Source organism: Terriglobia bacterium (assembly GCA_020073185.1).
GTDB lineage: Bacteria > Acidobacteriota > Terriglobia > Terriglobales > Acidobacteriaceae > JAIQGF01.
The window spans coordinates 19,650-34,547 of record JAIQFT010000011.1 but is presented as its reverse complement, the minus strand read 5'-3'; the positions used below and the strand labels follow the sequence as shown (position 1 = coordinate 34,547).

10 protein-coding genes and 1 tRNA gene are annotated in these 14,898 nt (G+C 60.3%); 2 read left to right on the top strand and 9 right to left on the bottom strand.

The genetic code is table 11. The features are described from left to right. Positions 1-73: 73 nt before the first annotated feature. The 3 genes from LAN64_05325 to LAN64_05315 all read right to left on the bottom strand — a co-directional run bounded on the left by LAN64_05325 (position 74) and on the right by LAN64_05315 (position 2,557). Entirely contained in the window at positions 74-1,090 is a 1,017-nt protein-coding gene (locus tag LAN64_05325) for a hypothetical protein (protein MBZ5567258.1), read from the bottom strand. Between the two features lie 91 nt (positions 1,091-1,181). Further along, positions 1,182-2,159: a glycosyltransferase family 2 protein gene (locus LAN64_05320; protein MBZ5567257.1), complete on the bottom strand. Its 978-nt coding sequence runs from the start codon at positions 2,157-2,159 to the stop codon at positions 1,182-1,184. 131 nt (positions 2,160-2,290) lie between these two features. Beyond that, positions 2,291-2,557: a hypothetical protein gene (locus LAN64_05315; GenBank protein ID MBZ5567256.1), complete on the bottom strand. Its 267-nt coding sequence runs from the start codon at positions 2,555-2,557 to the stop codon at positions 2,291-2,293. Between the two features lie 353 nt (positions 2,558-2,910). Here LAN64_05315 and LAN64_05310 point away from each other — a divergent pair, with 353 nt between their 5' ends. After that, on the top strand, positions 2,911-4,368 hold the full coding sequence (locus tag LAN64_05310) for a tetratricopeptide repeat protein (protein MBZ5567255.1): 1,458 nt from the start codon (positions 2,911-2,913) through the stop codon (positions 4,366-4,368). Between the two features lie 23 nt (positions 4,369-4,391). Here the strand turns inward: LAN64_05310 and LAN64_05305 are convergent, their stop codons facing one another. Both LAN64_05305 and LAN64_05300 read right to left on the bottom strand, forming a co-directional pair. Continuing rightward, positions 4,392-4,787 (bottom strand): ribonuclease HI family protein, encoded by a 396-nt coding sequence (locus tag LAN64_05305; protein ID MBZ5567254.1) that lies wholly within the window; start codon positions 4,785-4,787, stop codon positions 4,392-4,394. Positions 4,788-5,719: 932 nt separating this feature from the next. Beyond that, positions 5,720-6,469, bottom strand: coding sequence for a phosphate uptake regulator PhoU (locus tag LAN64_05300; GenBank protein ID MBZ5567253.1), 750 nt, complete (start codon positions 6,467-6,469; stop codon positions 5,720-5,722). 205 nt (positions 6,470-6,674) lie between these two features. Between LAN64_05300 and LAN64_05295 the strand changes: the two genes are divergently transcribed. Then, on the top strand, positions 6,675-7,415 hold the full coding sequence (locus LAN64_05295; protein ID MBZ5567252.1) for a PilZ domain-containing protein: 741 nt from the start codon (positions 6,675-6,677) through the stop codon (positions 7,413-7,415). A 27-nt stretch (positions 7,416-7,442) separates the two neighbouring features. Here LAN64_05295 and LAN64_05290 read toward each other — a convergent pair whose 3' ends face one another. The 4 genes from LAN64_05290 to LAN64_05275 form a co-directional block, all read right to left on the bottom strand. Further along, a complete protein-coding gene (locus LAN64_05290; GenBank protein ID MBZ5567251.1) occupies positions 7,443-9,233 on the bottom strand; it encodes a VWA domain-containing protein in 1,791 nt (596 codons plus the stop codon). Between the two features lie 86 nt (positions 9,234-9,319). After that, positions 9,320-9,396 (bottom strand) — tRNA-Arg (locus LAN64_05285). A 229-nt stretch (positions 9,397-9,625) separates the two neighbouring features. Beyond that, complete coding sequence (locus tag LAN64_05280; protein ID MBZ5567250.1) at positions 9,626-10,324, bottom strand: FKBP-type peptidyl-prolyl cis-trans isomerase; 699 nt, start codon at positions 10,322-10,324, stop codon at positions 9,626-9,628. Positions 10,325-10,415: 91 nt separating this feature from the next. Next, entirely contained in the window at positions 10,416-14,738 is a 4,323-nt protein-coding gene (locus LAN64_05275) for a choice-of-anchor D domain-containing protein (GenBank protein ID MBZ5567249.1), read from the bottom strand. Positions 14,739-14,898: the final 160 nt, after the last annotated feature.

Here is a 14,898-nt window from a genome sequence, read left to right as displayed (position 1 = left end):
GTGATGAGCGTCACGGGGTCGATGGTCGATGGCAGTAGGGCGATTTCACCACAGTTGCAACTTCCAAGTCGCGCTAATGTTGAAAAATGACGCGCAGCTTCTCTGGAGTGAGAAGTTCTTTCAGCGAATCCGTACCGACGCTTGGTTTCAGATCATAGATCGAGACAGCCCGCCAGTCGAAAGGCTGTAAGCGGTAAATGTAAACGTATTCGTCGTCGTACCACGCGCCCGAGTCCTCAGCCTCCTCACGCGTCAAAAAGCCGTCGGTTGAGAATCCTACTCGGACGGCAAATGCCGCGGTCTGGTTGCTGACTTCGACAGCTTCGATGTCGCTGCCGAACTGGTCTGGATTGCATGACCAGTTGTATTTCCGACATTTGTTGCGATCAATCACATCCGCGAGCCGATGTTTGAAATCCTCACGCAACGGGTCGCGGGTTTGCGGATACACCCGCTCCGATCGCCCCGTTGCTACTTCGTACAACCAAAGTTGCGCCGGATGAGTTGGGGCGAAATGGATCATGTTCCGCTCCCAAAGGACGGCGCCTTTCAAGAATGCTACGTCCCAGCCGGGCAGCAAGTTCTCGACTGTGAAGTCCTGCTTCAAAATGAGAAGGCACCCAGCCGACGGATTCACGTGAAGGTCCAGGTAATAGTGGTCTTCCTTTTCCTGAACTCTCAGCACGGAACCGAGGCAGTAATCGGTGCGTGTGCGGCTGCTTGTTTCATCTGGAATCGAAACTCTTATGTCCTTCAGCTCTGCCTTGCGCCACCCACCGGTTCGTTTGTCAAGCCGCGAGAGAAACAATGGAAAATGCAGCTCCTCATTCTCTCCAGCCAAGTAGTAGGCGATGAAGAACTGCCGCGAGTCGTTTAACACAGCGTAGCCGGTTACAGGCGAATACAAGCGCGGGATTGGCGCTGTGTCGCTGGGAATCGAGTTGCGAGCCAGTACATCAGCGAGTGTTTCCTTCTGCTGTCCGACGGCGCAGTTTGCCAACAACAGCGCCAAAATTGCAAACGCCAGAACCCCTCGAGTCGCGCCATCTCGCATCGCCTGTCGGAGTGCCGTGCTCAATATCGGCAGCATATCCACAGTCTATGTCATGGCTGTAACTGTTGAGAACAGCGCTTATTACTTGTTTGGCTAAACTTACAGGTGATGGCCGATGGCAAAAATCCTATTCCGTAACCGCCGACTGATCGCTGGCTTTGAAGACGCGGTCCACGGAATAGGGCGCGGCCTGGCCCTGCGAGCCGTAGTAGTGGTGGACGTGCAACTCGCCGAGCAGACCCAGCGCCAGCATCTGCACGCCGGCGATGATCAGCACCGCGCCGAAGATCATCAGCGGACCGTGTTCGGCCATGATCGATCCGCCGGTGATTAGCTTCTTCACCATCAGAAAAATAGCGATGCCCAGTCCAGCCACATTGCTGATCATGCCTATGGTGCCGAAGAAGTGCAGTGGGCGCGACAGGTAGCGCAGCAGGAAGCGGATGGTGATCAGGTCGAAGAAGACGCGGAAGGCGCGCCCCAGGCCGTAGTGCGACTCGCCGCGCTCCCGCACCGTGTTCTTGATCGGAATCTCGCAGATGGTGGCGCCATGCCATGAGGCCAGCGCGGGAATGAAGCGGTGCAGTTCGCCATAGAGCGGCACCTGCGCCAGCAGTTCGCGGCGGTACGCTTTGAAGGTGGTGCCGAAGTCGTGGATATCCACGCCGCTCAATTTCGCCATCAGCCAGTTGGCGCAGCGCGAGGGAATGCGGCGGAGCCAGAGGTTGTCAATGCGCTCCTTGCGCCAGCCGCTGACGATGTCGTAGCCCTCGGCGAGTTTTTCCAGAAAGCGCGGAATGTCGACCGGATCGTGCTGCAGGTCGCCGTCCATGGCGATGACGTATTCGCCGCGGGCATGGTCGAATCCGGCGGCCAGCGCCGGCGTCTGTCCGAAATTGCGCCGCAGCTTCACTACCACCACGCGGCTGTCCACGGCCACGATTTCGCGCAGCAGGCGGAAGGTGCCGTCAGTGCTGCCATCATCCACGAAGACCAGCTCGAAGGAATCGGGCTGGGCTTCCATGACCACCTTCAGGCGGTCATAGAGATCGGTGACGTTTTCCTGCTCGTTGTGTAGAGGAATGACGATGGAGTACTTCGGCACGTTGACATTATAACGGTGGCGGCTCGTCATTAGGGTTGTCGGTTATCGGTTTTCGGTAGTCGGTACTCGGTAACACAAGCACCTGCCGCAACCCCCGAGAAACCGTGAACCGACAAGCGAGAACCGTGGGCCTAATTCCCGTGCAGCGCGTAGCCGGGTTCCAGCGGCAGCTTGCCGTTGAGCTTCACGACGTTGACGCTGCTGGTGATAGAGTAGATGTCGATCAGGCCGACGGCGCCGGGAAGACTTTCCACCAAGCGGATGACCTCGGCATCGCTGTTCACGATCGCGAAGTAGCCCGGATTGGCGGCCAGGAGCGATTTGACCCGATCGGGGGCGGCGCCGAAGATTTTTCCCAGTGCGATCTTCATAGCTGGGGTGGTGGGATCGCGCAGCACGAACGTGACCCTGCTGCCTCCGGGCCAAGAAGGTAGCGCAGCATTCGCGAGCTTGCCTAGATCGGAAGACGTGAGGGTGCGGACGGAATTTGCCTTATTGACAATGAGCGCGAGATCGCGAGCGCTGCAGATCGCGGACGCGCTCAGCAGAAATAACCCGAGCGCGCACACACGACGAATGCTGAAAGATGGCGTAGCTTCTCTCCTGCCCGCGTGATTTAAGCGCAGAAGGGGTGTGGAAGGCAATTGGAAACGCGTAACTCGTCCGATTTCTGGAACAAGAGTCGCGCTGCAACGGATTGCATTTGAGCACAAAACGAGTTACATCACGGCCGATGCATAGAGCCTTGCTGATGGCACTACTCTGTTTGTCAGTTGCCGGCGCCGCGCAGGAAGCGCCGCGAGGCCGTTCGGCAGCGTCAAAGATAACGAAGCACACGTCGGAGGCCACTACGGTCTTGCCCGTCACCACTGCTTCGGCCCAGGCGCGCGCCCTTTACCAGCAGGCGATGACCGAGTCGATGAATTTTCACCTTGATCGCGCGCTGGTGAAGTGGCGGGCAGCGGTGAAACTCGATCCTGATTTCGCGCTCGCGCACCTGATGATCGCCTTTCGCACGCCGGATCCGAAAGAGGCCAAGGCCGCACTGCAGCGGGCAAACACAGCGGTGCGAAAAGCCACCGACGGGGAGCGTCTGTTCGTGCGCTGGATCACGGGCATTCGCGAGGGGAATTTCGTTTCCGGGATCGCGGCCATGAACGACCTGATGGCCAAGTATCCGCGCGATCAGCAGATGCTGTCGCTGGCAGGCAACTGGCTGATGGTGCGCTCCAGCTACGATCGCGCCGCAGAGGTGCTGAACCGGGCGCTGGCGGTCGATCCCAATTATCCGCCGGCCCTGAATTCGGCCGCGTACGCCTATGCGCAGATGGGCGACTTCACGAAAGCCATCGAGTTGATCCGACACTACGCCGAGGTCATCCCCAACGAGCCGAACGCGCAAGATTCCTATGCCGAAATCCTGCGCATGGCGGGCAAGTTCGACGAGGCCATCGAGCACTACCGGGCGGCGCTGAAAATGGCGCCGGGATTCTCCCTCCTGGGCCTGGCGGACACGTACGCGTTGAAAGGCGAGGAAGCGAAGGCACGGGCGGCCTACACGCGCTGCCAGGAGCGGGCGGAGATGTCGGAGGACCACATCCTGTGCCGCTTGCAGTACCCGATCACGTATGTGCGGGAGAAAAATTATGGCGCCGCCGACGAGGCGTTCGAAGCGACCGCCAAGTGGGCTCATCAACACAATTTGGGCTTTGCCGAGGCGCAAGCACATCGCATGATGGCCGAGTACCAGCGGGACGATGCGGCGGCGCTGAAGCATCTGGAGCGCGCGGCGGCGGCGCTGGATGAACATGCCAGCGTTTCCAAGTCGGACCGCGACGATGAGATGGCGCGTATCCTGCGGTGGCGTGTGATGCACGCGTCCCATGCCGGGAACAAAGTACTCGCGGCCAAGGCGCTGCAAGAACTCGAAACGATGGCCAACGCAACGCAGAGCGAGAGCGTGCAGCGTTCGTACCACGCGGCCGTGGGAGCGGACCTGATGGCCAAGAGCAAGCCGGCGGAAGCAATCCCACATCTCAGCGAGGATGTGAAGGACGCGTTCTCCATGGCGCTGCTGGTTAAGGCGTACGAGGAAATGAGCGATGAGAACGGGGCGGCGGCGGAACGCGCGGAATTGATCAACCAGAATATCCCGACCATCGAGAACGCGCTGGTGGCGCCAGCTTTCCGCTCGGGCGCGCGGCAGTAATCAGGGGAAGGGGTGAACGCCTCTCAGCGGCAGCGGACGGCGTTGTTGGCGAGGGTGTTGGCCTCGAGGTTCAGCTCGCGCGGGATGTGGCTGATGGTGAATTCCAGGGCGCGCGCCAACTTGCGGCAGGTCCAGTTGAGGGAGTACAGGCGCGGACTGCGGCAAGCATACTCGCCGGTCATCTGGCGCACGACAACTTCCGAATCGCAATAGACCTGGAGCCGCTTGGCGTTGCGGGCCACGGCGAGCTGCAGCGCTTCCAGGACCGCGGCGTACTCGGCCACATTGTTGTCCTGATGCCCGATCCATTTGGAGATTCTGATGGTTTCGCCTCCGGGGGCCTCCAGCACGATGCCAATGCCCGCTGGCCCCGGATTCCCATGCGAACCGCCGTCGACGTAAGCTACCAGTTCTGACATCCCAGCCCTGTTGGAGACACAATGAACCCGATAGGATTTCTTGGTCAAGCGTTTCGTTTGGTTCCCCTGTTGAATTCGGCGCCTTTTGTGGAAAAATCTGTGGATAAGACGGAATTGGGATTAGCACTTTCGTAACCATTGTTTTTTGTGCAAATTGCCCGCCCCGAAATTAGCCGCGAAAATTTTGTCATTGCACCGAACATGAGCGTTGACAATTGTGAATCCAGCATTAATATTCCGCGCGTCGACGGTCGAAAGGGTTGGCGTCAATCATCGGTCGCCAGTCCAAAGTAGACTGGGTGATCCCAAAGGCGGGGCGACCCGCTGGAGGGCCGGACCCGAAAAAACCGACGGGTACTGCGAGGTTCCGTTGGGGTTCGGCACTGCGAAAGCAGCGATCACATCAGGGGCTGTGACGGTACATGCGTCCACGTCGTTAACTCCCTCGCAGGAGTTGGCGGCTAGACCATAACCAATGTCACGGCCCTTTTAATTTTTCCCGCCTGTTTTCTCCCGAAGCCTGACTAAGCCCATGCTGCCGAGGACATTTACAAGAAAAATTGAAAGTTTTAATTTAATCCCTGTTTTCCGCGTGTTTTCCGAAGGGTTTTCAACATTTGCACCAGAAGCGGGCATTGACACTAATTCTAGTGATGGTAATCTGCAGCGCGTCGACGGTCGAAAGGGTTGGCGTCAATCATCGGTCGCCAGTCCAAAGTAGACTGGGTGATCTGGAAAGCGGGGTGACCCGCTGGAAGGCCGGACCCGAAAAAACCGACGGTTCTGCGAGGTTCCGTTGGGGTTCGGCACTGCGAAAGCAGTGATCGCATCAGGGGCTGTGACGGTACATGCGTCCACGTGGTTAACTCCCTCGCAGGAGTGAACGACTAGACCATAACCAATGTCACGGCCCTTTTAATTTTCTCCCGCTGTTATTTCCGACCTACTCCATTGGCTCGCGTGCTCAAAGCCGTAGTCTTCCCTCGCAGAAAATCCAGGTAGCGCTGTTCATCAGACTTATCGGATGCCTGGCGGACGTGGCGGATGGTGTGGCCGGTCACGATGTGGCAGATTTCCTCTCCCAGGTTGACGGCGTGGTCACCGGCGCGCTCCAGTTCATTGGCAATGAACAGCATATGCACGGCATTGCGCGTCGCGGTGGAAGCGCCGTCCAGCAATCGGAAGAACAGCAGATTGCGATGGCGGTCGATTTGGGCGTCGGCGCGCACAATCCTGAGGGCAATATCGACGTTGCGCCGGGCGAGGCCCGCGTAGGCGTCTCGCAGCATCGCTTCCAGCACGGTCGCCATTTCGATCAGATCCTTCAGGTCGGCCATATCCACGGTGTTGTCCAGGACCTGGGCGCGCGAGGCGGCGGAGCACAGCAGGTCGCCGATTCGTTCCAAGTCAATCAGAAACTTCATGCAAACGAGCAACTCGCTGGCATTGCCGGAGTCCACCAAAGTAACCGCGTAGGAGACGCGCTCGTCGAGCTCGTGGTCGATGAGATCGAGCTTGCGCTCGCACTCCGCGATCTGAGCGAACGCGGCGGGCGACTTGCTGGCCAGCGCGTCGGCGATGGCGGCGGCCGCTGTCCGCGCCAACTCACAAGCGGCCAGCGTCATTTCAAGGAACTCGGCGTAGATGGGAGAGACGGAGGGCAGCTTTTCCGCTGTGCTCATGGGAAGATTACATGTTGGGGGTATGAATGAGTGATGAACACGCGGTTACAGGATGGTAAAAACGGCAGATTTGCCGTCGTAACGGCGAGGGTATTCGCAGCCCAAAATGGAACACCGAACCCCAGCCTCGGCTCGGGACGATAGCCAAACATCCTTGCTCTTTGGTTACTTGTGCCGGCGTCAGCCTAGGGCAATGATGGAAAATATGCCACCGATCCCCGGAGTCGCAGGAATCGCTACTCGATCTGGCAAGCGCAGAAGTGAACGCATCAAGCTGAAGATCCCCCTCACCATCCATGTCGGCAATATAGTGCTGAAAGCCGAAACCGTCAGCGTCAGCAAGCATGGAGCCAAGATTCGGATCATCAGCGTAAGCGAGAAACTGGCTTGCGGGGAACGGATGCGGGTGGCCATCCGGACAGGCCGGCAGCCCCAGACGGCGCGCGTGGTCTGGCTGGACAAAACCGCTGAACCGCACTGCGGGATCGAACTCGACGACCCGAACAATTTCTGGGGGGTACATTTTCCCAGCAAAACGGGCGAGGATGGGCGATGGCAAAAGACAACGGCGCCACCAACGCAGCATACGACGGCGGCACCGCAAGCCACCGAAGCGCTCGGCGCCATGCCTCCCATTGAACTGCGCATCATACCCCGTGGCGCGCCGGCGGTCGGGCTGGGCGATGAGACGGACACACGAACCATGCCCGCCGTGGTGACAGGAATGTCGGCGATTCGTATGCCGTTGACGGAGAACGTGGACATCGTGTTCACGCGACCCGATGAGGCGACCGCGCTGCTGCGTGATCTGGTGGAACCCGGCACGACGGTGCGACTGATATTTGCCAAGGACCGGGTGATCATGGGCCAAGTGGCCGCTATCGGTACGCAGAGACAGGCAGGCAAATGGCGCGTGCGCATCAAGTGCGATGCGCCCTGCTTCTGAAACAGCGGCTATCTGCGCTCGGCCGTATTAGGGCTTCGGCAGATTCAGGTGTGCCGTCAGCGTGCCGAGGTAGCCGGTAAGATTGTCACGAACGGCGAGCCGCAACTGGTATTCGCCGGGCGAGAGGTCAATCTCAACCGGCACCAGGAGCCCGCGCTGTTTCACTTGCGCATACTGAGCCGTATCGATGGTGGTAGCTACCGTCTTCCCTTCTCGGGCGGCCAGTTTGCCGTCAGGAGAGAACGCCGCCACCACAAAATCCAGATCGAGCCTAACGCCACCCTTGTCCTCCTCCGTGGCGATACTTTCCGGCCTGACTAAAAAGCGGACGGGCAGTTGCGCCTTGGCTGCGGGCGCGGGAGGAACGATCTGGGCGTCGAAGAGCACCATGGTGGACTGCAAATTGCTGCTGTAGAGCGTGCCCATAAGCTCGGCGTCCTTTTCCTTGGCGGAAGACTTGCCCGGTTCGACCGCAAAGTAACCACGGCGATAGCGAAGCTGAACCCCCGGCCGCTTGACCCTGACGGAGAACTTGTGGAATTGATTGTCCTGTTTCTTCCTGCCGGGGTAATAGCCGAGGGTGTAGTAGGTGCCGCCGTCGCCGCCGGCGGTGGCAACGCAGTTATCAACGTCGTTGCGGTTCTTGAAAACGCGGCCGCCAGTCTCGTCGGCGATTTCAACCATGCTCGCCTGAGAATCAAGCATGCTTGAACTGGACGCGGCGACCGTCTGGCCATAGTCATTACCGATCCGCAACAAGCCGCCGCTCGTCCCCTTACTGCTGGCGTCGCTGATCCCTATCGCACCGATCAGACCGCGGGCGTCGACGGGATAGATGGAGATCTGCGCATCGGTCAGCAAGGCGGCCGTGCGCCGCACGCCCTCGCTGGTTTCCTGCCGCACCTGCTGGTTGTACGCCGCGTAGGTTTGCTCCTGGGGAAGCGGCTCGCCTCCCCGGGCATCCCGGGCCATGGGAACAAACGTGGTTTCATTGGTCACCGGATCCAGGCTGACAGGAAACCCGGCAGTCACCCAGACCAGGTTTTTTCTTCCTGGTCTTCCAGCGAGTTCCCGAGCAATCAGGGTCATGGCGGCCAAGGTAGTACCTATGCGGTTCTCGAGCATGGGAGTGGCCTGCTCGGCCTGAAATTGCGACATGATGGCAATGGCGGCTGCCGACGCATTCGACAGGCCATGCAGGCCGGCGGCCGCTCCCGTCGCCGCTGCCGCGGAACTCGTGTCAAGCGGGGCCATCGTCGATCCATGCTGGGGGAGAGATACCGGGTGGAATGCCTCGATGGCCGACTTCAACACCTGCGGATCGCTGGTGAAGTCCTGCAGCTTGTACAGGCGGTTGCCGAGCGCGTACACCGCGGTTTGCTGACCGGGTTTCACCTGCGTCGCCGCATAGCGGATCAGTTCCATGCGGGCTTGCGACTGGTCGGTAAAGGGGGTATTCAGGGCATCGATGAGGAGGACAGTCAAGGGGCCGGACGGCATGGTGTATTCCGGCCGGTTACTGAAGATATTCGGGGGCAGCGACGGCAGGGCGCTGGGCGGCACCGGAGTCTCCAGGCTAAAGATCGCGATCTTCTGTTTCTTTCCGCTGTCTTCGAGCGTGAAATCGTCGGCTTTGAGGTCGGTGACGGGCGTGCCATCCTTGCTGGTGGCGATCACATCCAGCACGACCAGCCGTGTGGTGATGCGGACCGCCGGGGTGACGGCGTCGGGCGAGGGCTGCTGCGCCAACAGGAGGTATCCCGCCGCCAAAACAACGGGGACGATAGCGAGGCTGACCAGCCAACGATGGCTCTGCACAGGAAAACCTCCGCAGTTCAAGCCTGGGAATTCTGGATGGTACACCGAGAGCGGAACAACACAAAACGACTCTGGCGAGGAAAAACTGGAGGCCCTGGGCAGATTCGAACTGCCGACAAGCGGTTTAGGAAACCGCTGCTCTATCCATCTGAGCTACAGGGCCGTTCCGACCTTCCCATTATCTCACCTCAATCTGGCGTGGCAGACATGGCGCGAGAATCGAGGTTGGAATAGTTTAAAAAATAACTGTAGCCGCGATCGGCGTCGCACTAATTCCGGATGGTCTCCTAAGGAAGCTCTGATCAAGCACGTCGACAGCCCCTCGGTGGCTAAAGCCGTATTCTTTTTGCGGCACTTACGGACTTCAAAAACCGGAGTCAATCAGACCCTCCCTAAGGTTTGGCCTGGATCGAGACCAGTTCCACCTCGAAGATCAGCGTCGCGTTCGGGCCAATCGTTCCGCCGGCACCCGTTTCGCCATAGGCCAACTCGGGAGGAATGAACAGTTGCCACTTCGAGCCCACCGGCATCAGCTGCAGAGCCTCGGTCCAGCCCTTGATGACTCCCTTGACCGGGAAGGTGGCGGGCTGGCCGCGCTTGTAGGAGCTGTCGAACTCGGTGCCGTCAACCAGCGTGCCCCGGTACTGACAGACTACGGTGTCGTCGAGCGCAGGCTTCTTCCCAGTGCCTTCCTTGAGGATCTTATATTGCAAGCCGCTGGGCAGGGTCACCACCCCTTCCTTCTTTTTGTTGTCGGCCAGGAACGCCGCCCCCGTCTGTTTGCCGTCCTGTGCGGCTTTACTCCGGGCCTCCGCCTGCTTGCGCTTCATCTCGGCCTGCAGTTCGGAAATGGCGGCGCGGACATCCTCCTGCGTGAGCAGTGTTTTGCCGCCGGAAAGAGCGTCGCTGAGCCCTCGGCTGAAGATTGCCGGGTCCAGCTCAATCCCCAGCGAGTGAAGCTGGTTTCCCAGGTCCATGCCAAGCGCGTAACTGCGCTTGTCCTTTGCGTTCTTCAGCGGCGAAGCATCCTGCGCGGCAGCAACTACCGCAAACAGTATTATCAAGACTGCCATGACCCGTCGGACTGCCATTGCGACCCCTCCTATGCACCGAGATGGTGGTTATATTACACGCAAAAAAAGGGGGGAGGATGTTACCCCCTCCCCCACAGGTTTACAGGTTTCAGTTGCCCGTGCCGCTCAACGTTACAGGCGGCTTTGTGACAGCCGGAGCTGCAACGTTCACAGTCAAGGTAGCGCTCTTGGCGCCTGCCGAAGTTGGATTGAATCTGACGGTGATAGTACAGGGGGGCGCGCCTACCGCCAAGGTTCCCGGACAGGCGTTGGTACGACTGAACTGGCCGGGGTTCGCCCCTCCGAGAGGGACGCTGCTGATGACCAGCGGGGCGGCTCCTGTGTTAGTCACAGTGACCGTCTGAGCTGGGCTGTTGCCCCCTGCTACCGACCAGTTGCCGAAGGCCAGCGAAGCAGGCGACACCGTGAAGGTCGGCACAGTAACGTTGCCGGTCAGGACCACTGCCCCCGAGGTTGCAGGAGCTGCGACGTTTACATTCAGTGTCGCGGCCTTCGGCGTCGTTGCCGTCGTCGGCCTGAACGTAACGCTGACCGTGCAGGATCCAGTGAGCGGGGCCAGCGCGTTCGCCGCACCCGTCTTGCAAGTGGTCGTATGGGCGAACTGGTTAGTGGAATCGGTGATGCTGTTGATCACCAGCGGGGCGGTTCCCGTGTTGCTAACAGTCACCGTCTGAGCACCACTGGTGACGTTCAACGGTGAGTTGAACACCAGTGATGTTGGCAACACACCCAGAATCGGAATGGTGCCCGTACCGGTCAACGAGACGGTTTGCGGACTTCCCGGAACCGAGTCCGTGATCGTCAGTAGCCCGCTCTGCGGGCCCGTTGCGGCGAGCGCCGGTTGGAACCGCACGTTGATGGTGCAGCTATTGCCAGGCGCCAGGCTCGGAGTGCAGTTTTGGGCATCGAAGAAGTTAGCACTCCAGGTGATGCTGGAGAACTGGATCGTCGTATTGCCCGTGTTGGTGAGCGTCACCTTCTGACCTGCACTAGTGGTGCCCACCAGTTGGTTCCCAAACGTTAGCGATGTCGTGCTCACGGTCATCGAGGTTATGCTCCCCGGTAGCACCGTGATGGGGGCCGAGGTCGTGGCACCGGCGGCGTTGAAGGCCACGACGCGGTAGCTGTACGTCGAGGTCGCAACGGCCGTGGTGTCCGAGAAGGTGGTTTGGTTGGCGAGGGCGCTCCCGACTACCGAGTACGCGCCAGGCTTGCCGTTTTTGGCAACGGCAGCCCGCTGGATTTGGTAGCCGATTTCGTTGCTCGGACTCCCCCAATTGGCGGGGGTGGTGTAGTCCACAAGAGTGCCGTCCGTCCAAGTCAGATTGACCGCTGTGTCGCGCGTGTACCCCACGGACGGGGCAAGCGGGAACGCACGTGACACAAACGTGTTGATCGGCCGCATCATGTCCATCTCTTCGTGGCCGAGGATGTGGCAATGCCACACGTACTCCCAGCCGAAGTTGGTGGGCACGTTGGAAAGCACCGGGCTGATGGGATTCCCCAGCGTGTCCGTGCTGTTGAACCCGTGCGTCGAACCGATGGGGTTCGACGGGTCAAGCGGGCGGACACTATCGGGCACCCCGAAGGGGATCTTCGGAACGATCGGCCGCAGGGCGACGATGGTGTCCTCGAGTGGGCTCACTCTGACGGTATCCTTCCACCCCAGTTCGTTGGCATCGGGCGGGAGGATTCGGTTGTCCCAAGTGATCCGGTTGAGGAGTTGAACGTTGAACAGATGGAAGTGGATCGGATGCGTATCCACTCCGTTGTGGGTGAGCTTCCAGATCTGGGTCCCGTCCGCGTTCGAGGAGATGGGGTCAACCTTGAGACTGCCGGTAGGCAGTTCGATCCCAGCGATGAACTCCGTCGGGGGGTTGATGTACGGATAAAGGATGATGTTCTGTGTGAGTGGCGTTGCGCCCGGCGCTTCAAGGCCGAGGTTAGCGCTCATCCTCCCGTAATCGTCGAAGACCGCCGCGTTCGTCTCGTCGTGAAGTCCCTTGTTCTGGAACGCCATGGTCATCGTGTTGGTTGAGCTGTTGCCCGTCAACAAGGTGTTGAAGGTCATCGACATGTCGGCGATCCTTGCGTACCCGTCCCTGGGCGGCAAACGGTTGAAGGTGATGCCGTAGGCCGAGTTGTAAGCACCCTGCGCGACGATGATCGGATCCAGCGAGGACTCGAACACGCCAGCCGGGGCACCTGTGACCGGATCGAGATGGTGCGCCCACGCCGCCTGGAGAGCCGCGAGCCTTGCGGTGTTGTAGAGGTTAGGTGCCGGACTTCCTGCAGCACCCGGGACTACGACCTGCATGATGGTACGGGTGTTCGGGCCGAAGCCGGGCTGGGTGGAAGGAGCTCCGCCCGCGTCGGTCTGGTCCGGGGCGCCGGTGTAGTAGTCGTAAGACGCAACGCGCGCCGGGAATGCCGCGGGAGCGTCGTTGTAGAGGATTAGCGTCTTGCCGGCGTACGGGCCGAAGTCGACAACCACGTCGGCCCGCTCAGCCGGAGCGAGCAGCAGTGAATGCTTGTCACCGTTTCCCCAATCGAAGCGAGTCGGATCTGTGACCCAAGTCATCACCTGGTTCAGAATCACCACTGGAGCCGGCAGGAAGCCGCCCTCGGTGCCGATCTGAATCCAGGCCGGGCCCGCCGGGCTGATGGTCGTGTCCGGCGTGGGGAAGACGTTCGGGTCGAGCTGTGCAGCCGCCACCAAGGAGGCGTCCAGCGCGACCTCTTTTCCCGTGGGATCGGCCACGTACCACTGCAGGTTGAAGAAGCGGTCGTTGGCCGCGTTCAGGATCCGGAAGCGGTATTCCCCTGCGGTGGGCAACGTGAAAGTCGGGTACGCCGTCCCGTTGACGAGTGGAGTGTCGTTAAACGCCTCCATGCCCGACGACAGGTTCGGGGTTCCCGGGATTAACGGTGGCTCGCACCAGCCGCTGACGTTGGCGTCGCAGGCCGGGTCGAAGTAGGGGTTGTTAATCGGCGGGAAGAACGGAGTCGAGGGCGGCCAAAACCAGGAGCTGTAAAACCACCGTCCGAACCCGTTCACACCCGTGACGTCGCCTGGGTTTTGGGCTGGCATGTAGACGTGCGGAACCCAAACGCTGCCGAATCCGCCCCACCGGGTGGCGTCCCAAGTCGGGTCTTCCGTGGCCAGCTGCTCTGGTGGCGGCACGAAAGTCTTGTCCTGAATGACGAGAGGAATCCCGTAGCCGAGTCCGTCAAGGGGACCTCCGGGGGCCATCAAAGCCTGTTCTGTTGCGTCCGTAACCACGTAGGGAGCGGCCTCGCCCGCGTACACGTTCAAGCGGGTGATGCCCCAGGCATGGTCGTGGTAGAACATCAGCCGGGCGCTTTGCTGGTTGGTATAGAAGAACGTCTGCGCCCCCTTGCCCGGATCGGGCATGTCGGGGACGTTGAACACGCTGACGCCTTCGTTTTTCGTCTTCCCGGGCAAGAGGGTAGCGTCCGGGTATGCCCTGGTTTCGGCTGCCGGGGTGATCCACTGATGCGGCGTGCCATCGCTGATCCACGGCGTGATGCCGCCGTGCAGGTGCAGCGTGGCCCGGTTCTCGGTGAAGCAACCCGCGGGCTTGGGGATCCTCCCGCACATCGGGTTCCGAGCCCCGTCTGTGGTCACACCCATATCCATCTCTATCATTCCACCCATGTCCGGGGCCATGCCCGAGCCCATGTACGTGGTGTCAACCGGCACAAACAGGCTGCCGCCAGCGTCGTTTGCCGGCAGCATGTTGCGGAATAGGATCCGCACCGGGCGATCCCTCTGCGACAGGATCGTCGGGCCCAAGTAGTGTGGAAACGCGTTGGGAGCTACGGTGTTGTCAGCAGTAGTGCACCCTGGCCCGCCGTTAACTGGCAGACATGCTGTGTTGGTGCCGTTATTGAGCTGGATGTATCCGCGCAGCTTGGTCGGCGGAAGACTGGAATGTAGTGTCTCGAAGTACTCGAACAATCCGATCTCGTAGTAGTCGGAGCCCGGATACGTGGCGATGTCCGCCACGGCCACGGGAATGTACTTCCCGAGGGGATCACCGCCAGTCGTTACAGGACCAACGGTGCCGGCAGGTACGCCGAGACCCGGCAGCGGGTCCACGAACTTCGGGATGCCACCGGAGACGATCGGCCCACTGCAAACTGCGGGCGCACCCGTAGCGTCAGTAAGCAGAGCGCACTCGAGGTCTCCATAGCAAGGAGTCGCGCTGAGGTTCGAACAGCTGCGCAATGGCAGCGGACTGGTGGCCCAGTTGGCACAATTAAAATAATCCGGTGCGCTCCCCGGTCCAATTGTCTTCGGTACGCCACCGACAACCGGCGGTAAGCACTGACCGTAGGCCAGCGTACCCAGAAGGAACAGCAGGGCAAAACCAATTATCTTTTTCATTTCTTCACCCCGCTCTGTGCTTTCTTGAGGGCGGCTGCTCGAAGGGCCTTGACGCGGGCCTGGGCTGCGGCCTTTCGTTGAGCGTACGTGATGCGTGTGGCGCGGACGTGCGTCCGTCCCGCAGCGTCCGTAATGGTCATTTGCTGGCCTAGTGGCGCCG

Bases quoted from the DNA above. Each gene is read 5' to 3' on its own strand.
- LAN64_05325 (MBZ5567258.1), bottom strand. From the start codon at position 1,090: ATGCTGCCGATATTGAGCACGGCACTCCGACAGGCGATGCGAGATGGC.
- LAN64_05295 (MBZ5567252.1), top strand. From the start codon at position 6,675: ATGCCACCGATCCCCGGAGTCGCAGGAATCGCTACTCGATCTGGCAAG.
- LAN64_05310 (MBZ5567255.1), top strand. From the start codon at position 2,911: ATGGCACTACTCTGTTTGTCAGTTGCCGGCGCCGCGCAGGAAGCGCCG.
- LAN64_05275 (MBZ5567249.1), bottom strand. From the start codon at position 14,738: ATGAAAAAGATAATTGGTTTTGCCCTGCTGTTCCTTCTGGGTACGCTG.
- LAN64_05300 (MBZ5567253.1), bottom strand. From the start codon at position 6,469: ATGAGCACAGCGGAAAAGCTGCCCTCCGTCTCTCCCATCTACGCCGAG.
- LAN64_05305 (MBZ5567254.1), bottom strand. From the start codon at position 4,787: ATGTCAGAACTGGTAGCTTACGTCGACGGCGGTTCGCATGGGAATCCG.
- LAN64_05280 (MBZ5567250.1), bottom strand. From the start codon at position 10,324: ATGGCAGTCCGACGGGTCATGGCAGTCTTGATAATACTGTTTGCGGTA.